The following is a 24,212-nucleotide window of genomic DNA, read 5'->3' on the forward strand; positions in this document are numbered from 1 at the left end:
GCATTCGCGGGGACGACAGAATCAAATCCTCCGCCCGGCCCGCTCCCAATAAGGATCGCGCAGACGGCGCTTGAAGATCTTGCCGGAATCTTCCCGCGGCAGGTTCGACTGGATCTCGATGTGCTTCGGCACCTTGTAGTCGGCTAGCGAGACCTTGAGCTGGGCGCGGACCGAGTGCATGTCGAGCGTCACGCCCGGCTGCGGCTCCACCACCGCCATCAGCGCCTCGCCGAATTCCGCGTCGGGAATGCCGAATACCGCGCAATCATGCACGCCCGGTATCGCGTGCAGCGCGGCCTCGATCTCGGCCGGATAGATGTTGACGCCGCCCGAAATCACCATGTCGCGCTTGCGGTCGCAGATGAAGACATAGCCGTCCGCGTCGATGTAGCCGACATCGCCCGAGGTGATGAAGCCCTCGCGATCGATCTCGGAGCGTTTTTCCGGCTTGTTGTGATAGGTGAAATCAGGGTTGCCCGCGATGCGCGAATAGATTTCGCCGATCTCGCCCTGTGGCAGTTCTTTGCCGTCGTCACCGATGAAACGCAGCTCCGCGCCGGGCGAAATCTTGCCGACGGTGCCGGGCTTCTTCAGCGCGTCCTCGGAAGTGGCGAAGGTGACCGCGCCGGACTCGGTCGAGCCGTAGAATTCGTAGATGATCGGCCCCCACCATTCGATCATCGCGCGCTTGACGTCGGCCGGACAGGGCGCAGCCGCATGAATGACGTGGCGCAGCGACGACATGTCGTATTTGCTGCGGACATCATCCGGCAGCTTCATCAGCCGGATGAACATGGTCGGCACCATGAAGATGGTGTCGATTTTTTCGGTCTCGACCACGCGCAAAAATTCTTCCGCGTCGAAGCGCGGCATGATTGCCAGCGCGCCGCCGAGGCGGCCGGCGCGCAGGCCGAACGAGTTCGGCGCGGAATGATACAACGGCCCCGGCAGCAGCGCGCGGGCGCCCGGCCTGAGGCCGTAGATCAGGCTACGCATGCGTTCGGCGTTGGCGGTTTGCTCCGGCGTCGGCGCGAAACGACGGACACCCTTGGGATGGCCCGTGGTGCCCGAGGTGTAGATCATGTTCTGGGGCTGCGGCACCGCCGGCCCGTCATAGCGCGGATGCTGTTTCAGCCAGGATTCGAAATCGATCGCGAAATCGGGCGTGGTGAGGTGATCGGGATTGATCTTGTAGTTGGCAAGGATCTCCGGCGGTGTCGGCACGCTGAGCGCGGTGACGCCGTCCGGAATCGCCTCGCGCAACTGATGCAGCATGTCGGCATGCGCGATCAGCACCGAGGTGCCGGAATCCTTCAACACATAATTGATCTCTTCCGGCTTGAAGTGCCAATTGACGGGCACGCCATAGGCGCCGAGCCGCATCGCGGCATAGGCGGCCTCGATGAAGGCGATGTCGTTGCGCATCAGCATGGCGACGCTGTCGCCCTGTTTGACGCCGAGTTTTTGCAGGCCGCTGGCGATGCGGTCGGTGCGGTCGGCGATCTCGTCGTGGCCGCGCCTGCGCGGGCCGCTGATGATGCCGTGGAAGAGTGATGAGGTTTCGGTCATTGCCTTCTTTTTCTTACGAGGACTTCTCAGATCGTCATGGCCGGGCAAAAGCGCGAAGCGCGTCTTCGCGTTAGGTAACCCGGCCATCCACGTTCTTGCTCGCGGTTACAAAGGTCGTGGCTCACCGGGACATCTAGCGCGAAGACGCGCTTCTGCCCGGTGATGACGGCGAATTATCCCACGTCCGCGAATCGCGGCGCGCGCTTTTCCATATTGGCGCGCACGGCCTCGGTCTGGTTGGGGTTGCCGAGCAGCTTCTGCTGTTCGACGGATTCGGCGAGCAGCGCCGGGGCGGGATCGACGGACAGTTTGTTGAGCATGCGCTTGGCGGCGCGGATCGCGTCCGGACTCTTGCCCGCGATTTCGCGCGCGACCTCGAGGGCCGCAGCAAGCGGGTCGTCGCAGATCCGCGTCGCGAGGCCGTAGCTCATGGCTTCCTGCGCCGAGAAAATGCGGCCGGTATAGGTGAGTTCGCGCAAAATATCGTCGCGGACGAGGCTTGCGAGGATCGGCGTGCCGGCCATGTCGGGCACCAGGCCCCATTTGATCTCCATGATCGACATCCGCGCGTCGGGCGTGAGGAAGCGCATGTCGGCGCCGAGCGCGAGCTGGAACCCGCCGCCAAAGGCCACGCCCTGGATCGCGGCTATGACCGGCACCGGAAGCTGACGCCAGCCCCAGACCGCAGCTTGCGGAAAGTTCGCCAGCCCATGCGTGCGTGCAGTGAGGTCGCGTTTCTCGCCACCGGCGATCCCGTTACCGCCGCTCTCCTTCATCGCGGCAAAGCGTCCCATATCGAGACCGGCGCAGAACGCCCGCCCCTCCCCGGACAAAACTACCGCCCGAACGCCTTTTTCATGGGCAAGCCGCTCGGTTGCGGCCACCAGCGCCTCGAACATCGCGGCATCGAGCGCGTTCATCTTGTCCGCCCGCACCAGCCGGACGTCAGCGATGCCGTCCGAAATCGATATCGAGACGCGTTGTTCCATGAGAATTCTCCTCCACACTTCCTTCTTGGCGCTTTACAGAACGGCCGTTGCCGGTTTTAGTCAATCGACCAATTAACAGACAATCCCCTTGGGTGGAAACGATGTTCAACGATCAGCTTCTCGCCGGGCGGCGCATTCTCGTGACCGGAGGCGGCACCGGCCTCGGCAAGTCCATGGCCGCACGGTTTCTCCAACTGGGAGCCGAGGTCCACATCTGCGGCCGCCGCAAAATCGTGTGCGACGAGACCGCGACCGAACTGATGGACCTTCATGGCGGGCGTGTGATCAGCCACGGCGTCGACATCCGCAATGCAATGGCCGTCGACGAAATGATCGAACAGATCTGGACCTCGGGTCCCCTCACCGATCTCATCAACAACGCCGCCGGCAATTTCATCTCGCGCTCGGAAGAGCTGTCGCCGCGCGGCTTCGATGCGGTCGCCAATATCGTGATGCATGGCACGTTCTATGTGACGCATGCGGTGGGACGGCGCTGGATCGCCGCCAAGCTGCCCGGCAATGTGGTGTCGATCACCGTGACCTGGGTGCGTAACGGTTCGCCCTATGTGGTGCCGTCGGCGATGAGCAAATCGGCGATCCATGCCATGACAATGTCGCTCGCGGTCGAATGGGGCAAACACGGCATCCGCCTCAATACCATTGCGCCCGGCGAAATCCCGACCGAGGGCATGAGCAAGCGCATCAAGCCGGGCGACGAAGCCGGCGCGCGTACCCGGGCGCAGAACCCGATGGGCCGGGTCGGCACCATGGAGGAACTTCAGAATCTGGCCGTGTTCCTGATCTCCGGCGGCTGCGACTGGATCAACGGCGAAACCATCGCCATGGACGGCGCGCAGGCGCTGGCGATGGGCGGCAATTTCTATCAGCTGCGCGACTGGAGCGACGACGACTGGAACACGGCGCGCGATTCGATCAAGGCGCAGAACGAGAAGGATCGCGCCGCGCGGGGGTAAGTTGTCGTCCCTGCGAACGCAGGGACCCATAACCACCGACGTTCGTTTTGCGAAGGCAACTAGCTCCATCGTCTCACCGATAAGCCGCGGCGTATGGGTCCCTGCGTTCGCAGGGACGACGTGCTGAAACGTCGCGACCATCATCCCGTATTGTCTTTGTTGCCGGATGACGCCAAACTCCGCGCAACGAAAACAAGACGCTACGGGAGTGACATGTCCGCACCAGAGCAACTGACGAACCTTGCCGACATGGTGCGCGACCGCGCCAAGACGCTTGGGAACGCGCCGGCCTATGAGTTCGAGGGACGCCAGACAACTTTCGCCGAGTTCGACGTCAACACCAATCGCGTTGCGAACGCGCTGATCGCGCTCGGCGTCAAGCCGGGCGAGCGGATCGCGTATCTCGGCAAGAACAGCGACTTTTATTTCGAGCTCTTGATGGGCGCGATGAAGGCCAAGGTGGTGATGGCGCCGGTCAACTGGCGCCTCGCCGGCCCCGAGGTCGCGTTCATCGTCGGCGACTGCAAGGCGCCGGTGCTGTTCGTGGGACCCGAGTTCATCACCCAGGTCCGCAACATCAAGCCGCAATTGCCTGACGTCCGCACGGTTATCACCACCGAGGGCGGCGCGCCGGAATGGCAGGATTTTGCAGCCTGGCGCGATGCCGCCGATGGCGGCGACCCGAAGGTGCCGATCAGCCCGAAGGACATCGCGATCCAGCTCTATACGTCGGGCACCACGGGCAAGCCCAAGGGCGCGATGCTGTCGCATGCCAACTTCCTCAATCTGGTGAACGCCGGCAGCGAGGCCGAAAAGCCGGAATGGAACAAGTGGACGACGGATGACGTCTCGCTGGTGGCGATGCCGATCTTCCATATCGGCGGTTCCGGCTGGGGCGTCATGGGCCTCTACCACGGCGCCAAGGGCGTGATCGCGCGCGAGTTCGATCCGACCAGGATTTTGGATTTCTTCGAGCAGTCCGGCATCACAAAACTGTTCATGGTGCCGGCCGCGATGCAGCTCGTGGTGCGGCAGCCGCGGGCGCGGCAGGTCGATTTCTCCCGGCTGAAATACATGCTTTACGGCGCCTCGCCTATTCCTGCCGCGCTGCTGAAGGAATGCATCGAGGTGTTCAAGTGCGGCTTCGTGCAGTTGTACGGTATGACCGAGACGACAGGCACCATCGTAGCCCTTCCGCCCGAAGACCATGTCGAGGGGCTGGAGCGTATGCGCTCCGCCGGCAAGGCCCTGCCCGGCATCGAACTCGCCATCCTCGATGCCGACGGCAAGCGATTGCCGCCGCGCGAGGTCGGCGAGATCGCCACCCGCTCCGGCTCCAACATGGCCGGCTACTGGAACCTGCCGGAGGCAACCGCGAAGACGCTCGGCAGCGACGGCTGGCTGCGCACCGGCGACGCCGGCTACATGGATGAGGACGGCTACCTCTACATCCACGACCGTATCAAGGACATGATCATCTCCGGCGGTGAGAACATTTACCCGGCCGAAGTCGAAAGCGCGATCTGCGATCACCCTGATGTGGCCGAAGCCGCCGTGATCGGCATCCCCGACGACAAATGGGGCGAAGCGGTGAAGGCGATCGTGGTGATGAAGCCGGGCAAGGCAGCGACCGCGACCGACATTATCAATTTTACGCGCGAACGCATCGCCGGATTCAAGACGCCGAAGTCGGTGGATTTTCTGGAGGCGCTGCCGCGCAATCCGTCGGGGAAGATATTGCGGCGGAATCTGCGCGAACCGTATTGGGCTGGGAAGGATCGTCAGGTGAATTGATCTCCGCTGCATGGGGTTTGGGAGCGGCATTTCATCCCCATCGTCGTCCCTGCGAAAGCAGGGACCCATACGCCGTACCGTCGGTTATGTGGGAAGTGTTAATTGCCTTCGCTTGATGCCCTAAACCACGTCCTGTGGTTATGGGTCCCTGCGTTCGCAGGGACGACGTGGAGAGAGAGAGATGCGCATCGCACTCCTTAATGTTTCCCCGCCCCCATGTAGCCAAACAGGAATCCCGCCACTTTCCGCTTCTGGATTTCCTCGCTGCCCTCGGTGATCCGATAGCGGCGGTGGTGGCGGTAGATGTGTTCGAACGGCTTGTGGCGTGAATAGCCCATGCCGCCGTGGACCTGCATGGCGCGGTCGGCGGCTTCGCAGCACAGGCGGTTGGCCCAAAAATTACACATCGACACCCGGTCGGAGAGCGTGTGCTCGACCTGCGCCTGCGTGAGCTGGTCCATTTCCCACGCGGTCTTGCGGATCAGCAACCGCAGCATCTCGGCCTGCGTCGCCAGCTCCACCAGCGGCCACTGGATCGCCTGGTTCTCAGCCAGCGCCTTGCCAAACGGCTTTCGCTCGCGCGCGTATTTGACGCTTTCGTTGATGCAATAGACGGCGGCACCCAGCGAACTCGCCGCCTGCCGGATGCGGTTCTCATGCACGAAGCATTGCGCCAGCGACAGCCCGCGGCCGATTTCGCCGAACAGCGCGTCGTCAGGCACGAACACATCCGTGAAGCTGACGCGCGGATGGTCCGTCGGCATGTTGAAGGTCCACATATACTCCTCGACCTTCACGCCTGCGCTCTTGGCGGGCACCAGCAGGCAGGTGATGCCGCGCGCGTCGCCATCATTGCCCGACGTGCGGGCGAACAGCGCGCAATGGGTGGCGACGTGCATGCCGGTCGTCCACATCTTCTGGCCGTTGATGATCCAGCCCTTGACGTTGTCGCGGGTCGCCTGGACGGCTTTAGTTTCCATATGCGTCGCGTCGGAACCGTGGTCGGGCTCGGTGAGGCCGAAGGTGATACGATATTTTCCGGTGATCGACCCGTCGATCATCGCCTTCTGATCGTCGGTGCCGTAGCGATCGAGCATGGTGACGATGGGTAAATTGCCGACGATCGAATGCTCGTTCTGCAAATCGTTGTGCAGGCCGAGACCCTTTGACGCGAAATGCTCGCGGATGACGGCCATCCAGAGGTTGGAACCATCCTTGCCGCCGTAACGCTTCGGAATCGCGAAGCGCAAATGCCCCGCGGCATCGGCGAGATTTTTCGCCTTGCGCAGCAGCGCTTCCCATTCATGCCGCGGCAGACCGCCGTTCTCGAAATCGGTGCGCGCCCATTCGCGGCGATGATCGAAGAAGCGGATGTTGTCGTCGGCCTCCTCCAGCGGCTTGATCTCGCGCGCGATGAAGCGGTCGAGTTCATCGAGATAGGCCGTGAGGTCGGCAGGCAGGTTGAAATCCAAGGCGGTCTCTCCCGGAAATGTCGTTTGCTTTGATTTGCGTTTAGGCGCTACGAGCGCGCTCCTGCTCGGATCGATTTAGGTGAGAAGACCACGTCCAAGTCAAGCAAGGGAATGGACCTTGGCACGCGCGGGGGCCTTGCGTAATTGGATGGTATCGGACGCCGCGCCGGCGCTATGATCGCGGTCAATATTCTTCGCCGCAGAAAATCGAAACGGGAGCAAACATGGACCTGAAGTTCTCCAAGGTGACGCGCAAGGGACCGGTCACGATCATCACGCTGTCGCGGCCCGAAGTGTACAATGCGTTGCATATCGACGCGCATTTCGAACTCAACAAGGTGTTCGACGACTTCTCCGCGGACCCCGAGCAATGGGTCGCGATCGTCACCGGCGCCGGCGACAAGGCGTTCTGCGCCGGCAACGACTTGAAATGGCAGGCCGCCGGCGGCAAACGCGGCTGGGACAAGGGCGGCTTCGCCGGCCTCACCTCGCGCTTCGACTGCGACAAGCCGATCATCGCCGCCGTCAACGGCGTCGCGATGGGTGGCGGTTTCGAGATCGCGCTGGCCTGCGACCTCATCATCGCGTCGGAGAATGCGACCTTCGCGCTGCCTGAGCCCCGCGTCGGCCTCGCGGCATTGGCCGGCGGCGTGCACCGCCTGCCGCGGCAGATCGGGCTGAAGCGCGCCATGGGCATGATCCTCACCGCCCGCCACGTCTCGGCCAAGGAGGGGCTTGAACTGGGTTTTGTGAATGAGGTGGTTCCCGCCGGCGAAGCGCTGGCGGCGGCCGAGCGCTGGGCGGAGACGATTGCCAAGAACTCGCCGATGTCGATCCGCGCCTCCAAGCAGGCGATCCAGCGCGGGCTTGACGGGTCGCTGGAACAGGCGATCGCCGAGCAGCGGGAATATCCTGCGGTGAAGGCGATGGCGGCCTCGCAGGATTACATCGAGGGGCCGAAGGCGTTTGCGGAGAAGCGTGCGCCGAAATGGCTGGGGAAGTAGGGATCGCGACGCTCTATCCCCATCATTGCGAGCGAAGCGAAGCAATCCATCTATCCGCTTGCGGTGAGATGGATTGCTTCGTCGCTGCGCTCCTCGCAATGACGTGGTGGGATTTTCGACCACTCTACTTATTTCCCCAGCTCCCGCTTGTACGACGCATAGTTCGGCTGATCCACGGCGAGCTTGTCCATCGTGGTCTGCCAGAGATGCTCGGCCAATCCCGGCGTCTGCAGATCGACCTCGCCGTTCGCGATCTTCTCCGATAGCGCGCGATTCAACTCGATCAGGGAAGCGTCCAGACCCAGCAACTTTTTCAGCCGCGCGGCTTCCGCAGCATCGCCCCCCTGCTCCAGCGCCAGTTGCCGCGTGACGAGGTCCAGCGCGTTGATGCCGACGCGGAGCTTGAAGGCGTTGTGGCCCTTAATAGCTGGCGTGATCTCGTTGCGGAGAAAATCCGCGACCGCCTTGATCAGTTCGGTGGGTGTCGGTTCGTCCTGCATCTCACCCTCCCCTTGGAGCCAGCAGTCGTAACAGATCGATTTCCGTCTCCGACGAGCGCCGGCCGATCATCGCGCGCTCCATCGAATGATCCGGCCCGGAGCGAAACCGCTGCATCATGCCGCAGCACATGATGCCCCAGCGCAGCGTGCCCATCACTTCCCAGAACATCACGCGCGCGGGATCGGCCTTGCGGCCCGCCTCCGCATAGCCCGCGAACAATTCCTCACGCGAACCAAAGCCGCCGACCGGCTTGTCGATCACGCCGAAGCGCCAGGAGTTGACGCAGATCCAGCCGAGATCCTCCATCGGATCGCCGAAATGCGCGAGCTCCCAGTCCAGCACCGCGCGGACGCCATCGGGGCCGACGATGAGGTTGCCGTGGCGGAAATCGCCATGCACCAGCGTCACCTCTTTCGACGGTCCGGGATCGCGCTCGCGCAGCCAGCGTAGCGCCAGTTCGAACACCGGACGCGGCCAACCGAAGCTGCGGTATTCGCGTTCGAGATCGGCGATCTCCTTTGTCGCGCTCATCTCGCGCAGTTTTGGCAGCCTCAAAGCCGGCAGACCGTGAATGCCGGCGATCACGCGGCCGAGCTGCCGCGCCAGGATCGGCCGCGCCTTGGCGAACTGCGCATCGCGCAGAATCTTGCGCGCGATGGTCTCGCCCTCGATGCGCTGCATGATGAAGCCGGTGCCGAGTTCGTCGTCAGGCGTGAGCACATGCATCACACGCGGCGACGGCAGGCCGGCGTCGTGCGCAAGCTGCATCAGTGTCGCCTCGGCATCGAGCCCGGCGGCCCGCCCCGGCGAGGCGCCATAGCCCGGCGGCGCACGGCGCAGGATGGCGCCGACGCTGCCGTCCGCGTGCACGATGTCAAACGTCCAGGTCTCCTGGCTGGCGCCGCCGGAAAGTTTGGCGGCGCCGGTCACGCCGGTCGCTCCCGGATACCAGGAGGCGACGCAGCGTCCGAGCTGGTCCTCGATCATTTGCCTTTGAACTTGGCGGGGCGCTTTTCCAGGAATGCGGTGACGCCTTCCTTGAAGTCTTCCGCCGCGCCGGCGATGCGTTGCGATTCGAATTCGAGGTTGAGCTGTTCCTCAAAGGAATTTTCCGGGCTGTCCCAATAGAGTTTTCGGATCAGCGACAGCGCGATCGTCGGGCCATTGGCGAGATCGTGCGCGAGCTTCATCGCCTCTTCCATCAAGACCGCATCGTCATAGACGCGGTTGACGAGGCCCCATTCCAGCGCCTTCTCCGCCGGCAGCCGCTCGCCCATCAAGGACAATTCGACCGAACGCGCCTTGCCGATCATGCGCGGCAGCAGCCAGGTCGAGCCGCAATCCGGCACCAGACCGATGCGGCGGAACGCCTGCAGGAAATAGGACGAGCGCGCGCACACGATCATGTCGCCCATCAAAGCAAAACTCATCCCGGCGCCGGCGGCGGGGCCATTGACCGCCGACACGATCGGGCAATGCAGCCTGCGCAGCCGCCGCAGGAATGGATGAAAGCCGATTTCCAGCGATTGTCCGGCATTGCTTTTGCCGGCTTTCTGGTTGCCCCGGCCCTGCAGGTTGGCGCCGGTGCAGAAGGCGCGGCCGGCGCCGGTCAGCACGAGGCAACGCACCTCATCCCGCTTGTCGTCGATCGCATCGAGCGCCTCGCCGAGACCGCCCAGCATGTCCATCGAGACCGCGTTCATGACCTCCTGATGGTCGAGCTTGAGAATGGCGACCGGGCCATCGAAATCGAGCGTGACGTGCTTGAACTGCATTGCTTCCTCATGACTTGTGTTTACGCGCTATTTCGCTGCGCGGAAGATCGGACGATGTCTCGCCCATATTTGATTTTTCGGACGCGCTTGTCCATGCTTGCGGCAGAGCATCTGCCCGTCACTGGGCGCACGACTTAACGCGCCCGACACCAAATGGAAACATCCAATGAGCATCTTTGACCTCACGGGCCGCACAGCCGTCATCACCGGCGGTAACGGCGGCATCGGGCTTGGCATCGCACAGGCGCTGAACGCGCAAGGCTGCAACGTCTCGATTTGGGGCCGCAACACCGACAAGAACAAGAACGCGGCGGCAACCATGTCGGCTGGTCCCGGCAAGGTGCATAGCCTCGTCTGCGACGTCTCCGATCCTGCTTCGGTGAAAGCTGCGATGCAGGCGACGCTCGATACATTCGGCCGCGTCGATGGCTGCTTTGCCAATGCCGGCATCGGCGGCGGCGGGCGCCGCGCCTTCATCGACCGCACCGAAGAGGAATGGCGGCGCATGTTCGCAACCAATCTCGACGGCGTCTTCCACGTATTCCAGGTTGCCGCCCGCCACATGACCGAACGCGCCGAGGCCGGCGACAAATTCGGCCGGCTGGTCGCGACCTCGAGCCTGGCGTCGCTGTTCGGTACCGCGCGCAACGAGCATTATGCCGGCACGAAAGCGGCGCTGAACGCGCTGTGCCGCGCGCTTGCCGTCGAGCTCGCGCGCCACGGCGTCACCGCGAACGCGATCCTGCCGGGGTGGATCAAGAGCGACATGACCGCGGGGATCATGGGGAATGAAAAATTCGTCGCCAACGTGATGCCGCGGATTCCGGTGCGCCGCTTTGGCGAGCCCACGGATTTCGGCGGCATCGCCGTGTACATCATGAGCAAGGCGTCGTCGTATCATACGGCGGATTGTTTCGTGATCGATGGCGGGTACACGGCGTTTTAAGGTTGGGTGTGGAACTGTAGCCCGGATGAGCGAAGCGAGATCCGGGGCGGTGTGAGCGTGATCCCGGATGTCGCTGCGCTCATCCGGGCTACGAAGCTTGCGTAACGTGTCATGCGGGGCATCCAGTACGCTGCGGCTTATCGGTTCAATCATTTGGCGTCTCTGGGATACTGGGTCGCCCGGCCAAGCCGGGCGATGACAGCTGAATATGCGTTAGCGATCTCGCGGCACAATGCGCCCGAGGTTTGCATCTTCATTTGGCCCTCTTCGAAATAGAGGGCGCAGGGAAGACCGGGTGCGCGCCGCACCCGCGGTCTCGCGTGCAATTTGCGCATAAGAACGCGCACACGAGCATACAGGTTCGGCGGAAACACTCCGGCCTTCCCTGCGCAATGGCTTTACGGCTTACTTCGTGCTCTCCCCGGTGAACGGCTTTCTTGCCACCGTCGTCCGTGAGAGGCGTGCCTCTCGCGAACTTAGCGCCAGCACCGCGGCGCCAGAACCACACGACTTCGCCGTACGCTTCAGGCGCGTACGTCTATCGCGCCTCTCGCGTCCATAGCATCTCACCGCACGTTCGTGACGATGGCCAACGCCCCTCATCTGCCGTGAGACGGGCGGAGTTATGCCGGTGATTTGCGTGAGAACGAAAGCGGAATATTTTTGCGGGAAGGGCTGGACGACCCAAATCAGCTTGATCCGCCTTGGAAAATTGGCGTTTTGGCGCAGCGCTCTCTCCGCGTCATTGCGAGCGAAGCGAAGCAATCCATAGCGCGGCTTGCGGAGACGTGGATTGCTTCGCTTCGCTCGCAATGACGGTGAAAGTCCGTAGGGTGGGCAAAGCGAAGCGTGCCCACCGTTTCGATGCGCGGTCGGCGATAGATGGTGGGCACGTCGCTAACGCTCCTTTGCCCACCCTACGATCTCAGCATCCCCAGCTCCCCCGGCGATTGTCCCGGTTTGCGGGAATCTCCATCACACCCGGCGGCGATTGTTTCCTGAAATCATCGAAGCCAGCTTTGTTCGGGTAAATGGAGAATCCTTCATGACATCCGACAGACGTACCTTTCTAGGCGCCGGCCTCGGCATCGCCGCGGCCGCGACCTCGCGAAACTGGGGCCTCACAGCCAACGCAGCCGAAATGCCGTCGCGCGAAAACATCCGCGCCGAAGCAAGCACCGATTTCGGCCACCTGATTCACAGGGAGCCGCGCGCGGTAGCGCAGCCGGTGTCCCCTGAGGAGGTCGCCAGCCAGTTGCGCCTGGCGAGGAGCGAGAGACTGAAGGTTGCGGCCCGCGGCCAGGGCCATTCAATTTACGGCCGCTCGCTGAGCGAGGACGGCATCGTGGTCAATATGGGCAGGCTCAGTTCGATCCGCGATCTCCAGGCGGATCGCGTCGTGGTTAGCGCCGGCGCCACGTGGAAGAGCGTGCTCGATGCCACGCTGCCGCAAGGCCTGACGCCACCGGTGCTGACCAATTATCTCGGCCTGTCGGTCGGCGGCACAATCGCCGTCGGCGGTATCGGCGGCTCGTCATCCCGATACGGCATGCAGACCGACAACGTTCTCGAACTGGACGTCGTGACCGGCGATGGACGCCAACTGACCTGTTCGGCGGAATCGAACCCGAATGAATTCGACGCCGTTCGGGCCGGCCTCGGCCAGTGCGGCATCATCACGCGCGTGACGTTGCGCCTGGTGCGTGCGCCGGAACGCGTTCGCCGCTTTCAACTGTTCTACCCTGGCCTGACCGAACTGATCGCCGACCAACGGCGCGCCCTGGCGGAAGAACGTTTTGATCAGTTGCAGGGTGCCATCCTCCCCGACGGCGCCGGCTGGCGATATCAGCTCGACGGAGCCGTCTTCTATGACAGTAACGAGCCTCCCGACGACAAAGCCCTGCTCAAGGCGTTATCGGACACGCGCAGCGCCGCCGTCATTTCCGACCTTACCTACGGTGAAGATGCCGGTGCATTTGCAAAATTCGAAGCCCTGCTTCGATCGAAGGGCCAGTGGGCCACGCCAAAACCCTGGCTGCTGACGTTCCTGCCCGGAAGCAACGCGGAAAAGCTCGCGCGCGACGTCCTCACCGGATTGACCCCTGCAGATATCGGACCGTTCGGACGGATCACCTGCTATCCCATGCGAACGCAAGCGTGCCACACGCCGCTGTTGCGTCTGCCCGACGAGAGTGTCGTCTTCCCGTTCAATGTCATCCGCATGCCGGCCTCCGACGATCGCGCTGCGACACAGCGAATGGTCGCACAGAACCGCTCGCTCTACGATCGGCTTCGCAGCGCCGGAGCATTTCAGTATCCGGTTGGCGCCTTTCCGATGTCGCAAGACGACTGGAAAGATCATTTCGGACCAAGCTGGGCGCGATTTGCCGAAATCAAACAGCGCCTCGATCCAGCCAACCTGCTTGCCCCCGGTTACGAGATATTCTGATGATAGCTAGAGCAGCTCGGCCTTGAGACCGTTCGCCAGGAAATCGGTGAAGCGCCGCATGCGTTCCAGCGGCGCTTTCGTCGGTGGCCAGACAAGCTGGATCGGCATGCCCTCGGTTTCGAACTCCTGCAGGACGACGGCCAGCGCACCCTCTTCAACCAGCTCCCTGATCTGCCAGAGCGGCAGCTGCGCGAGGCCGACGCCTTCGCTGGCCGCCGCTCGGATCGCCGCAGCGCTGTTCGAGTGAAAGCGGCCGGATACCCTGACCTTGTGCAACTTGCCGCCGATGCGAAACGGCCATTTGTCTGATGGCCCGGTCCCCGCCCGTAGCACGCAGTGATGATTTTCGAGCTCGTCCGGATGTTTCGGAATGCCGTGCTGGGCCAGGTAGGATGGCGCACCACAGGTCACGACGCGCAGCGCCTGCAGCCGGCGTGCCGTCAGCTGTTCGTCGACAGACGAACCGATCCTTACGGCCAAGTCGAGGCCTTCGGCAACGAGGTCGACCTGATCGTCGGATGCCTTCAGTTCGATCTCGACCTTCGGATAGAGTTTTAGAAAACGGCCGATGATCGGGGCGACGTAGGATGACGCAAACAACACCGGCGCGCCGATCTTCAGCGGACCCGATACTTCGGCGCGAATGCTGGCGGCTTCGTTGCGCGCCTCGAGGATTTCGGCAACCGCCGGCTTAATGCGTTCGTAGAACAGCTTCCCGGCTTCTGTGGGTTCCGATCTCCGTGTCGTTCGCTTCACCAGTTCCACGCCGACCGAGCGCTCCAGCGCGATCAGCGACCGGTTCAGCGATTGCAGTGGACGCCGGAGATGGCGCGAGGCGGCGGCCTGACTGCCTTTCTCGACAACCGCCACAAATGCTTCGAGGTCGTCCAATCGTTCCACGCCGGGATCCTTGTTTGCTGTATCAAAGAGCTCCCTAGTCGCGCGCGGCGCCGACGGAATCCGCAAAACCATGGCAGCCTATATCGGCAGGAAGCCACACATGGACGTGGTAACGCACCACACGACCATTGCCGGCGATTTCGCGATGACAGGCCCGCCGCTGTGACAGCCGCGGGCCTTGTCCTGGTCTCGCCTTCTATTTGCCTATCCCCACGGTCCGCGTGAGGCCGAGGGCCGGCCCCACGGGCTGCGGCGCGGATAGCTGCCGCGGGTGTTGACGGAAAGCGTTCCGCCCTGCGCGCCCATCTCCGCCGCGAGCTGTTGCAGCGCTGCGATGCGATTCTCCGTCGCCGGGTGCGTCGTGAACAGATTGTCGACGCCATGGCCTGACAGCGGGTTGATGATGAACATGTGCGCCGTCGCCGGATTGCGCTCCGCTTCCGGATTCGGGACTTGATGCGCAGCCCCGGCGATCTTGGACAATGCCGACGCCAGCCACATCGGCTGGCCGCAGATGCGCGCGCCGAGATCGTCGGCGGCGTATTCGCGGGTCCGGCTGATCGCCATCTGCACCAGCATGGCGCCGAGCGGGGCCAGGATCATCATCGCGATCGAGCCGATGATGCCCGGTCCGTGGTTGTTGTCGCGGTTGCCGCCGAAGAACATGCCGAACTGCGCAACCATCGAAATCGCACCGGCGATCGTCGCGGTGATCGTCATCAGCAGCGTATCGTGATTCTTGATGTGCGCGAGCTCATGCGCGATCACGCCGGCGAGTTCCTCGCGGCTCAGCGACTGCATCAGACCCGTGGTCACGGCGACCGCCGCGTTCTGCGGATTGCGGCCGGTGGCAAACGCATTGGGCTGCGCCTCGTCCATCACGAACACACGCGGCATCGGCAGGCCGGCGCGGCCGGCCAGCTCGGCCACGAGGTGAACGAGGTCGGGCGCGCTGTTGCGGTCGACTTCATGGGCGCCGTACATCGACAGCACCATGCGGTCCGAATTCCAGTAGGCGAACAGGTTGGTCGCGGCGGCGATCACGAGCGCGATCACGGCGCCGCTGGCGCCGCCGATCAGATAACCGACGCCCATGAAGAGGCCGGTAAGACCGGCCAGCAGAATGGCAGTCTTGAAATAGCTCATCGTCGTCTCCCTGCAGCCCACGGCCAGGACGCCGGGCTGGCATCCCAGAGGTAGGGATTGCCCCGGCGGGCCTTCAAGATGCCATGGTGCGTCGTGGCGCCGCGCTGGCTGGCGGGCCCATGGCGGATTACCAAAGCGTAATCCGCCGTATCGGTTCCGCTCCCCTGTTCACGGGTAAGGGACCGGATCGTTCTCCGGAAGGTCAAATCAAAGTTGAAGCTCCGGTGGCCTCGCAAACCCCCCGAATTCCCGTTCCAGCATGGCTGCGAAGGCCAACGGGGTACGATCTTCAAGCAGCGGCCCGATGATCTGAACACCGATCGGAAGACCGGCTTTGGAACGGCCCACCGGCATCACCGTGGCCGGCAAACCCGGCGGCGTCGCAACCGTCGACCAGACGATCAATGAAAGGTAGGGGTGGGTTTCGCCATCGATGTCGATCGTGCGCTGCTCCTGATCCGGCTTCTGGTCGTGCGGGAATGCGACCACAGAAAACGGCGGACACAGAACCACGTCGAATTCGCGGAACAGGGCCGCCCATTGCTGGCGCAGCCGGGCGCGGGCGATTTCTCCGGCCATCCACTGGTGATGATTGAGCAAGGGCGCGCGCGTTCGCCACGCTTTCAGACTGTCATCATCCGGTTTGAGTGCCGCAACTTCATCCTGGTGTTTCTTGAAGAACTCCGGAGGACGGCCGAAGGCGACGAAGTTGCGCACCATGCGGGTGTGCAAACGTGCGGATTCGGCGAGATCAGGCAGCAGCGAGCTTGACCGCGCAACTTTCGCGCCCGTCGCCGACAGCTTGCCCGCGAGTTGATCCAACGCAGCGTGAATTTCGCTCGCGACCGGCAACAATGGATGACTATCGAGCATCAGGACACGAAAGTCTTTCAAGGCTCCGTGGCGCGCCGGCGGGAGGGCAAGACGATAAGCGAGCGCATCAGACTCGTCCGGTCCTGCCAGCACGTCCAGCGCCAGTGAAAGATCAGCGGCGGTTCGAGCCATCGGTCCGCAGACGCCAAGTCCACTTGTCAGATCCGTCGCCAACGCTGGCGAGCGCGGCGGCGCCTGGCCGCGTTGCGGGACCAGATTGGATGTGGGCTTGTGGGCGAAAACACCGCACAGATGCGCCGGTATCCGGGCCGAGCCGCTGAGGTCAGAACCGAGCTCCAGCGGCACGTATCCGGCGGCCAGCGCCGCCGCGGATCCGCCGGACGATCCGCCGGCCGTACGCGTGATGTCCCAGGGATTGTTCGTCGTGCCGTAGATCGGATTGAAACTCTGCCAGTCGCCGAGCGCGATCGCAAGATTGGTCTTGCCAACGATCACGGCCCCCGCCGCCTTCACCCGCGCGACGGCGACGGCGTCTTCCGGCGGCTGCCAGTCGCGGCCCGTCGGCAACCCCCAAGTGGTCGGCAATCCCCCGACATTGAAGGACTCCTTGACGGTCATGGGTATGCCCAGCAGCGGCCGGCGCTCGCCACGCCCCAGCGCGGCATCCGCCTCGCGCGCGGCGGCGCGGGCGCGATCGAAGTCGCGCACGACCACGGCATTGATCCGCAAATCGAAGGCTTCGATGCGGCCGACGGCGTGCTCGAACAATTCGACCGCGGAAACCTTGCGCGCGTCGAGCAGCGCCCGCAACTCGCTCACGCTGCGATAATCCAGGCTTTGCCCCGAAGCGGTCGCGCGCGCCTTTTGGGCGGAAACCGGGTTGGGCAACGTGCCCGCCATGGTCGCCAATGTGCTGGCGGCGGCGCCCAGAAAGAAACGTCGGTTCATGGTCATGGTGGCTCTCCTTCCGCTCGACGGGGTGGACGCCATTCCCGTTGCCGCCGATCTGGCCTAGGATCGGGGCAAGCAGGGCGTCGGCATTGCCGCCGTTCTGTTTCGGTTGGGAGAGCTTGGGCGCTTTGACGCCGCGACGCCCGAAAGAGTGCCGAATGAACGCCGAAATTGGCGCGAAAACGAAGCCGACGGCCGCGGACGGCGACACGCCGGCCACGGTTCCTCACGGCGTACGGCGCTTCGCAGGCTTCGTGGTCGATCTCGACCGGGGCGAGTTGCGTGTTGGCGGCACGGCGGTTTCCCTGCGACCGAAAACCTTTGCATTGCTCGCCTACCTCGCCGGCCGCCCCGGCCGATTGCTGACCAAGGATGAACTGATCGAGGCGGTGTGGCCCGATGTGACCGTGACGGACGACTCGCTGGTGCAATGTGTCAGCGAGCTTCGGGCCGCCTTCGGGGATGACGGCCAAAGCCTAATCAAGACCGTTCCGCGGCGCGGCTACCTCCTCGACGCAACCCCGGTCGAGGCGACACAGGCCGATGAAGCGTCCGGGATCGACGCGAACGCTGCCCCGCCGCATAACGCTGTGCCCCAACCTGCCGCGCGAAGCCGGTCATTGCCGCTGCTCGCTGCTATGGCGGTCGCGGTCGCGCTCGCCGGAGCGCTCTGGTTCGGGCTTGGGCATCGGGGACAAGGCGGCGCCGTCGTCAGCAAGAACACCATCACCATCCTGCCGCTGGCCGGCGTTGGCGGGCAGAATGCCGCCGACCTCGCCGAGGCCGTCACCGAAGATCTGACCATCGAAGTGTCGCGCCTGCCCGATACGGTCGTGATCGCGCACCCAGCCGGCCCCGACAGCGATGTACCGAGCGTCGGCCGCCGGCTGAACGTCGACTATGTCCGGAGCGGCAGCCTGCAGAGGCAGGGCGAAGCCGTCTCGATCGCGGTGAAATTGCAAACCACCGCCGGCGGCACGCTGCTATGGTCGGAGCGGTTCGACTATGCCGAACAGGCCGGATGGAATTGGCGGCGCGACATCACCGCGCGCATCGCCAATCAACTGAAAGTCCGGATCGACGATTCCGGAACGCCCTTCGACAAACCTTATGCCGGCCGCCCCCTCGCCGCCATCGACCCGACGCTGCAGGGCTGGCGTATCCTCAAGCGGGTCTATGCGCATGAAGAGCCGCAGCGGGCCCGCGCCCTGTTCGAGCAGGCGCTGCAGGTCGATCCCGATTCCGCCAGCGCGCTCTCGGGACTGGCGCTCAGCCACATCACCGAAGTGCTGAACCGCTCGAGCAAGACGCCTCACAACCAGATCGCGCTGGCCGCGCAAGCGATCGAACGATCGCTGGCGCTGCAACCCAACGATCCCCGCGCCAACTACGTGCGAAGCCTCGTGCTGTCGACGCAGGGCCGCATCGGTGAAGCCGAACAGGCGATCCAGCGCGCGCTGTCGCTCTATCCCAATCATCCGCGGGCGTTGCAGCGGCTGGGCTTCCTGAAACTGCAGCAGGGTTACCCTGAGGAGGTCGCAGCCCTGGTCACGCTGTCGCTGCGCCTCGATCCAACCAATGCCGAACAGGTGAGCCTCGGTCACTTCACGCTCGGCATGGCGGAATTCCATCTGCACCATGACGACGCCGCCTACGAGCACATGCGGCAGGCAACCATCAGCAGTCCGCAGAATGGCTTTGCCTGGCAATGGCTCGCAGCTATCGATGCCCTGCATGGCCGCACCGAACAGGCCAGGATGAATCTGGCCGAGTATCAAAAGCGGTTTCCCGGTCATACGATCGGCAGTCTGAAGGCCTCCGAGCTTTCGCGCTATTCTGCGTTCTGGCAGGGACGCAACCGCTTCTATGAAGGGTTGAAGCTGGCCGGATTACCTGAGTAGCGTTGCGTCAGGCCGGCACCTCGCTCTCCTGCTTGTGCAACACCCACGCAGCCGTTTACATTGCCCAAACGCGGGCGGCGTGGACCATTCGCCCCAAGAACCGGGAGGAATATAGGAAATGTTTTCGCATGTGATGATCGGCACCAACGACCTCGAAAAGGCCAAGGCGTTCTACGACGCCCTGCTCGGCACGCTCGACATCCGGCCGGCCAGGGTCGACGGCCACCGTATTTTCTACTTCACCAAGACCGGCGTGTTCTCGGTGTCGAAGCCGATCAACGGCGAGCCGGCGACGCACGCCAATGGCGGCACCATCGGCTTTGCGGCTGCTTCCCCCGAGCAGGCCGATGCGTGGCACGCGGCCGGCATCGCCAATGGCGGCAAGACTTGCGAAAACCCGCCCGGCATTCGCGAGGGTTCTGCCGGAAAGATGTATCTCGCCTATCTGCGCGATCTCGATGGCAACAAGCTCTGCGTGATGCACCGGATGCCGGCGTAACTGCCCTTCTTCCGTCATGGCCGGGCTGGTCCCGGCCATCTACGTCTTCGTTGCAGAAGGAAAGACGGCCCAATCAAGGAGCGCTGAGCCATGAATCGATTTGTCAGCTCATTGGCAGTGTCCGTCGCATTACTCGCGGCAAGTCTGGCGCCGGCCCATGCCGAGCTCGACGTCCCCAGTCTGAAGAAGGCGATCGAGACCTCGCTCGCGAGCGACTATCCGAAGCTCGACGCGCTCTACAAGGAAATCCACGCCCATCCCGAGCTTGCGTTTCAGGAGGTGAAAACCGCCGCCAGGCTCGCCGCGGAAATGCGCGCGCTCGGGTTCGAGGTCACCGAGAATGTCGGCATGACCGGGCTGGTCGCCATCTACAGAAACGGCGACGGGCCCACCATCATGGTGCGTACCGAACTCGACGCGCTGCCGATGGAAGAGAAAACCGGCCTCGATTATGCGAGCCGCGACAAGGCCAACTGGAACGGGCGGGAGGTATTCGTCGCCCATAGCTGCGGCCACGACATTCACATGGCGAGCTGGGTCGGAACGGCGAAGACGCTGCTTGGCCTGAAGGACCAATGGCGCGGCACGCTGATGTTCATCGCCCAGCCGGCGGAAGAGATTGTGTCCGGCGCCCGTGCCATGCTTGCGCATGGCCTGTTCACGCGCTTTCCCAAGCCCGACGCCGCCTTTGCCCTGCATACCGGCCCATTCTCCCATGGCACGGTCTTCTATCGTACCGGGGTCGGCACGTCCGCCGCCGACAGTCTCGAGGTGACATTCCACGGCCGCGGCGGTCACGGTTCGGCGCCGCACACGACTATCGATCCCGTGGGGATCGCGGCGCGCTTCATCGTCGAAGTGCAAAGCGTGATCAGCCGCGAAAAGGATCCAACCGAATTTGGCGTCGTGAGCATCGGCGCCATTCACGGCGGCACCGCTGGAAATATCATTCCCGACTCCGTGCAGCTCTCCGGCACCATCCGCTCCTACAAGCCCGAGGTTCGCGCTAAAATGCATGCCGGGATCGAACGAACGGCAAAGGCTGCTGCCGCCATGTCAGGCGCACCCGCGCCCGATATCCGGATCGCCGAGGGCACCAAGCCCGTCATGAACGATCCCGATGTGGTCGCCGCCACTGCTGAAGTGTTGAAGACCGTATTTGGCGACAAGTTCAGGGTTTCGCCGCCGGGGACCGCCAGCGAGGATTTCTCCGAATTCGCCGGCGCAGGCGTGCCATCGATGATGTTCAACATCGGCGTCTATGACCAGGAACGTATCGACGCGGCACGCAGCGGTGCCGGCCCGCCAATACCGTCCAATCATTCACCGCTGTTCGCGCCGGTGCCAAAGCCGACCATCGAAACCGGCGTCACCGCCATGACGCTCGCGGTGCTCAGCGCGTTCGACAAAGCCCGGCGCAAATGAGAGTGGTAACGTAATTCGCCCATAACGGGACACCGGCCTCGCTTCCCACGAGGCGGAAAATCGCGCCCTTTTGCGCGTGCTTGTACAAGCCCTGCCCGCCCGTCTACATTGCCGGCCAACGAGCCGAGTGCGCGCCCGCAAGATGAACGTTCTTGCGCAAATGGGAGGAAATAATCCATGAAACACGCCTACATCCCGCGAACGACGACCTACAATCTCAATCCGGGCGAGGAACTCAACGATCTGCGCATGTCGGACGAGGTCCGTCCGCTGTACGAGCACGTCAAGAAATTCATCCGCGAAACCGTCGACCCGATGTCGGTCGAGTTCATGCGGCTTGCCGAAGGCAAGAAGGATCGCTGGAGCTTTACGCCGGAACAGCTCGCGGTGCTGCAGAAGGCCAAGGACAAGGCCAAGGAAGAAGGCCTGTGGAACTTCTTCCTGCCTGACGACGAGACCGGCCAGGGCCTGAAGAATCTCGATTACGCCTATATCGCGGTGGAGCTCGCGAAGAATCCGCTCGCCTCCGAGACCATGAACTGCTCGGCGCCCGACACCGGTAACATGGAGGTGCTGGAGCGCGTCGGCACCAAGGCGCAAAAGGAGAAATGGCTGAAGCCGCTGCTGGCGGGCGAAATCCGCTCGGCCTATGCGATGACCGAACCGAACGTCGCCTCGTCGGACGCCAAGAACATTTCGACGACAGCAAAACTCGTCGGCGACGAATGGGTGATCAACGGCGAGAAGTATTACATTTCCGGCGCCGGCGATCCGCGCTGCAAGATCATGATCGTGATGGTGAAGACCAATCCCGACGCGCCGCCGAGCAAGCAGCAGTCGCAGATCCTGGTGCCGATCGACACGCCCGGCGTCGAGATTTTGGGCCCGATGCATGTGTTCGGCCACGACCACGCGCCGCGCGGCCACATGCACCTGCGCTTCAACAATTGCCGGGTGCCGAAGGAGAACATGCTGCTCGGCGAAGGCCGCGGCTTTGAAATCTCGCAGGTCCGCCTCGGACCGGGCCGCATCCATCACTGCATGCGCACGATCGGCAAGGCGGAAAAGGCGCTCGACCTGATGGTGTCGCGCGGGCTCACCCGCGAAGCCTTCGGCAAGAAGATCGCCCATCTCGGCGGCAATCTGCAGATCATCGCGCAGGCGCGCTGCGAAATCGAGGCGATGCGGCTGATGGTGCTGAAGGCGGCCAAGGCGATGGACGTGCTCGGCAACAAGGAGGCGCGGATCTGGGTCAGCATGGTGAAGGCCATGGTGCCGGAGCGCACCTGCAAGATCATCGACCAGGCGATCCAGATGCACGGCGCCACCGGCATTTCGCAATGGAGCCCGCTCGGCGAAATGTACCAGGACGTGCGCCACCTGCGCTTCGCCGACGGTCCCGATGAAGTGCACTGGATGGTGGTTGGCCGGCATGAGCTGAGCATGCCGTAGTCTGATCTGCGTAGGGTGGGCAAAGGCGCGCTTGCGCCGTGCCCACCACCTATCCAGACCGTTATCTTCAATGGTGGGCACGCTTCCGCCTTCGTTCTGCGAACTACGGCGGACAAGCCGCTTTGCCCACCCTACGGGAGCTCCGCGAATCCTCCATGCAATACGATCCCAGCGATCTGAAACCCCGCGAGCGCTACAAGGTGCTCACATCCTTCGTGCTGCCACGGCCGATCGCGTGGGTGACGTCGGTGGGACCTGCCGGCGTGGTCAACGCGGCGCCGTTCAGTTTCTTCAACGTGTTCTGCGAAGATCCGCCGCTCTGCATGTTCGCCGCCAATCTGCGGCCCGACGGCCGCATCAAAGACACCGTGATCAACATCCGCGCCACGAATGAATTCGTGGTCAACATGACCGACGAGGCGCTGGCGCATGCGATGCATGAGAGCAGCGGCGACTTCCCGCCTGATATCGGCGAGCCGGATTATTTGAAACTCAAACTCGCACCCTCGACCAAAATCGCCGTACCGCGGCTGGCGGATGCGCCGTTCTCGATGGAGTGCAAGACCTGGAAGGAGATCGACGTCAACGGCGACCGGTTGCTGGTGATGGGCGAAGGCATTCACTTCCACATCCGCGACGATCTCTGGGACCACGCCGCGATGCGCGTGCATATGGAGCGCTATCATCCGATCGGCCGCATGTTCGCGGATCGCTATTGCCGGACGGACGATCGCGTGGTGTTTCCGCCGGCCGAGGGGGCGAAGAGCGCTGTCTAGACGTAGGATGGGTGGAGCGAAGCGATACCCATCGGCATCACGAATGGTATTGATGGGTATCGCTGCGCTCCACCCATCCTACGGACTATGGCACCGGCCGGTGCGCCCGGAGGAAGGACCGGATCTGGCGTACCGCCAGCGGCACGCGCTCCTTTGGCTCCTTCCACGGAAACAGGCTGACTTCCGCGTTCGGCGCCAGCATCGCGCTCTCCATGGCGACGGCGTATGGATGCGCCGGGATATCGTCGGGCAGGATCAGCACCGGCGTCTGGCATTGGCGGACGAAATCGCGTGTGACCGTGAAGACGAAATCGGGGTTGGTGCGATACATTTTCGTCAGGAACTTCTCGGCCTGCTCCATCGTGATGTCGGGCCGGCGTTTTGTCAGTTCCGGCGCCCAGCCCTTCATGTTGTTGTCGTAGAACAGGTCGCGCATTTCGGGGCGCGACCCCGAAGGCATCGCCAGCACGCCGGCAACGACGCGATCCGGCGCACGCTTGAGCAAATTCCAGATCAAGGGACCGCCGATGCAAAAACCAAGCACCATGAATTTTTCGATGCCGAGGTGATCCATCAGTGCGAGCTGATCGTCGGTGTGGGAATCCCAGGGGCGGTCGATCTCGAGCGGGCCGGAGGACTCGCCAGGTGGCGCGTTGCGCAGGTCGTAGGCGATGCAGCGGTACTCGTCGCCGAACTCCTTGATTGCGTTGAAGGGCGGATAGTCGCCGGTAATCCCTGAGATGTTCGAATTCAATCCGCCGCCGGCGATCAGCAGCAGCGGAAAGCCGGAGCCGGCCTCTTCATAATGGATGCGAACGGCGCCCTTCTCGAAAAAGCTCATCACGTTCCCCTCGC

At 63.3% G+C, this 24,212-nt stretch carries 20 protein-coding genes; 10 read left to right on the forward strand and 10 right to left on the reverse strand.

The genetic code is table 11. From position 1 onward, the window contains the following. Window positions 1-21: 21 nt before the first annotated feature. Window positions 22-1,569: an acyl-CoA synthetase gene (locus KIP88_RS00300; protein ID WP_214485830.1), complete on the reverse strand. Its 1,548-nt coding sequence runs from the start codon at window positions 1,567-1,569 to the stop codon at window positions 22-24. 173 nt (window positions 1,570-1,742) lie between these two features. Beyond that, a complete protein-coding gene (locus KIP88_RS00305; RefSeq protein ID WP_214485831.1) occupies window positions 1,743-2,558 on the reverse strand; it encodes a crotonase/enoyl-CoA hydratase family protein in 816 nt (271 codons plus the stop codon). Between the two features lie 101 nt (window positions 2,559-2,659). Here KIP88_RS00305 and KIP88_RS00310 point away from each other — a divergent pair, with 101 nt between their 5' ends. Next, window positions 2,660-3,532, forward strand: a complete 873-nt coding sequence (locus KIP88_RS00310; protein WP_214485832.1) for an SDR family oxidoreductase — start codon at window positions 2,660-2,662, stop codon at window positions 3,530-3,532. A 213-nt stretch (window positions 3,533-3,745) separates the two neighbouring features. After that, window positions 3,746-5,326, forward strand: coding sequence for a fatty acid--CoA ligase (locus KIP88_RS00315; protein WP_214485833.1), 1,581 nt, complete (start codon window positions 3,746-3,748; stop codon window positions 5,324-5,326). Window positions 5,327-5,523: 197 nt separating this feature from the next. On the opposite strand, the gene KIP88_RS00320 is transcribed toward KIP88_RS00315, so the two are convergent. Further along, on the reverse strand, window positions 5,524-6,798 hold the full coding sequence (locus tag KIP88_RS00320) for an acyl-CoA dehydrogenase family protein (RefSeq protein ID WP_214485834.1): 1,275 nt from the start codon (window positions 6,796-6,798) through the stop codon (window positions 5,524-5,526). A 224-nt stretch (window positions 6,799-7,022) separates the two neighbouring features. Between KIP88_RS00320 and KIP88_RS00325 the strand changes: the two genes are divergently transcribed. Further along, on the forward strand, window positions 7,023-7,802 hold the full coding sequence (locus tag KIP88_RS00325) for an enoyl-CoA hydratase-related protein (RefSeq protein ID WP_214485835.1): 780 nt from the start codon (window positions 7,023-7,025) through the stop codon (window positions 7,800-7,802). A 128-nt stretch (window positions 7,803-7,930) separates the two neighbouring features. Here KIP88_RS00325 and KIP88_RS00330 read toward each other — a convergent pair whose 3' ends face one another. From KIP88_RS00330 to KIP88_RS00340, 3 genes are read right to left on the reverse strand one after another with little or no spacing between them, the layout of a single operon-like run. Continuing rightward, window positions 7,931-8,302, reverse strand: coding sequence for a DUF6285 domain-containing protein (locus tag KIP88_RS00330; protein ID WP_214485836.1), 372 nt, complete (start codon window positions 8,300-8,302; stop codon window positions 7,931-7,933). Window position 8,303: 1 nt separating this feature from the next. Further along, window positions 8,304-9,290, reverse strand: a complete 987-nt coding sequence (locus KIP88_RS00335) for a phosphotransferase family protein (RefSeq protein ID WP_214485837.1) — start codon at window positions 9,288-9,290, stop codon at window positions 8,304-8,306. Continuing rightward, a complete protein-coding gene (locus KIP88_RS00340) occupies window positions 9,287-10,078 on the reverse strand; it encodes an enoyl-CoA hydratase/isomerase (protein ID WP_214485838.1) in 792 nt (263 codons plus the stop codon). The genes KIP88_RS00335 and KIP88_RS00340 overlap by 4 nt, the downstream gene beginning before the upstream one ends. A 166-nt stretch (window positions 10,079-10,244) precedes the next feature. Here KIP88_RS00340 and KIP88_RS00345 point away from each other — a divergent pair, with 166 nt between their 5' ends. Then, entirely contained in the window at window positions 10,245-11,024 is a 780-nt protein-coding gene (locus tag KIP88_RS00345; RefSeq protein ID WP_214485839.1) for an SDR family NAD(P)-dependent oxidoreductase, read from the forward strand. Window positions 11,025-12,069: 1,045 nt separating this feature from the next. Next, window positions 12,070-13,473 (forward strand): FAD-binding protein, encoded by a 1,404-nt coding sequence (locus KIP88_RS00350; RefSeq protein ID WP_214485840.1) that lies wholly within the window; start codon window positions 12,070-12,072, stop codon window positions 13,471-13,473. 6 nt (window positions 13,474-13,479) lie between these two features. Here KIP88_RS00350 and KIP88_RS00355 read toward each other — a convergent pair whose 3' ends face one another. From KIP88_RS00355 to KIP88_RS00365, 3 genes are all read right to left on the reverse strand, one after another. Then, a complete protein-coding gene (locus tag KIP88_RS00355) occupies window positions 13,480-14,373 on the reverse strand; it encodes a LysR family transcriptional regulator (protein WP_214485841.1) in 894 nt (297 codons plus the stop codon). Between the two features lie 204 nt (window positions 14,374-14,577). Continuing rightward, entirely contained in the window at window positions 14,578-15,519 is a 942-nt protein-coding gene (htpX, locus tag KIP88_RS00360) for a zinc metalloprotease HtpX (protein ID WP_214485842.1), read from the reverse strand. A 207-nt stretch (window positions 15,520-15,726) separates the two neighbouring features. Then, on the reverse strand, window positions 15,727-17,307 hold the full coding sequence (locus KIP88_RS00365) for an amidase (RefSeq protein ID WP_249790443.1): 1,581 nt from the start codon (window positions 17,305-17,307) through the stop codon (window positions 15,727-15,729). 155 nt (window positions 17,308-17,462) lie between these two features. On the opposite strand from KIP88_RS00365, the gene KIP88_RS00370 reads away from it, so the two are divergent. The 5 genes from KIP88_RS00370 to KIP88_RS00390 all read left to right on the forward strand — a co-directional run bounded on the left by KIP88_RS00370 (window position 17,463) and on the right by KIP88_RS00390 (window position 23,357). Further along, on the forward strand, window positions 17,463-19,205 hold the full coding sequence (locus KIP88_RS00370; protein WP_214485843.1) for a winged helix-turn-helix domain-containing protein: 1,743 nt from the start codon (window positions 17,463-17,465) through the stop codon (window positions 19,203-19,205). Window positions 19,206-19,323: 118 nt separating this feature from the next. Then, on the forward strand, window positions 19,324-19,704 hold the full coding sequence (locus tag KIP88_RS00375; protein ID WP_214485844.1) for a VOC family protein: 381 nt from the start codon (window positions 19,324-19,326) through the stop codon (window positions 19,702-19,704). A gap of 90 nt (window positions 19,705-19,794) precedes the next feature. Then, complete coding sequence (locus KIP88_RS00380; protein WP_214485845.1) at window positions 19,795-21,129, forward strand: amidohydrolase; 1,335 nt, start codon at window positions 19,795-19,797, stop codon at window positions 21,127-21,129. A gap of 177 nt (window positions 21,130-21,306) precedes the next feature. Continuing rightward, a complete protein-coding gene (locus KIP88_RS00385; RefSeq protein WP_214485846.1) occupies window positions 21,307-22,581 on the forward strand; it encodes an acyl-CoA dehydrogenase family protein in 1,275 nt (424 codons plus the stop codon). A 155-nt stretch (window positions 22,582-22,736) separates the two neighbouring features. Further along, window positions 22,737-23,357 (forward strand): flavin reductase family protein, encoded by a 621-nt coding sequence (locus KIP88_RS00390; RefSeq protein WP_214485847.1) that lies wholly within the window; start codon window positions 22,737-22,739, stop codon window positions 23,355-23,357. A gap of 85 nt (window positions 23,358-23,442) precedes the next feature. Here the strand turns inward: KIP88_RS00390 and KIP88_RS00395 are convergent, their stop codons facing one another. Then, the gene (locus KIP88_RS00395) at window positions 23,443-24,198 is read right to left on the reverse strand and encodes an alpha/beta fold hydrolase (protein WP_214485848.1); all 756 of its coding nucleotides are present in this window, start codon (window positions 24,196-24,198) and stop codon (window positions 23,443-23,445) included. Window positions 24,199-24,212 lie beyond the last annotated feature (14 nt).

The organism is Bradyrhizobium sp. SRL28 (assembly GCF_018596315.1).
Classification (GTDB): Bacteria; Pseudomonadota; Alphaproteobacteria; order Rhizobiales; family Xanthobacteraceae; genus Bradyrhizobium.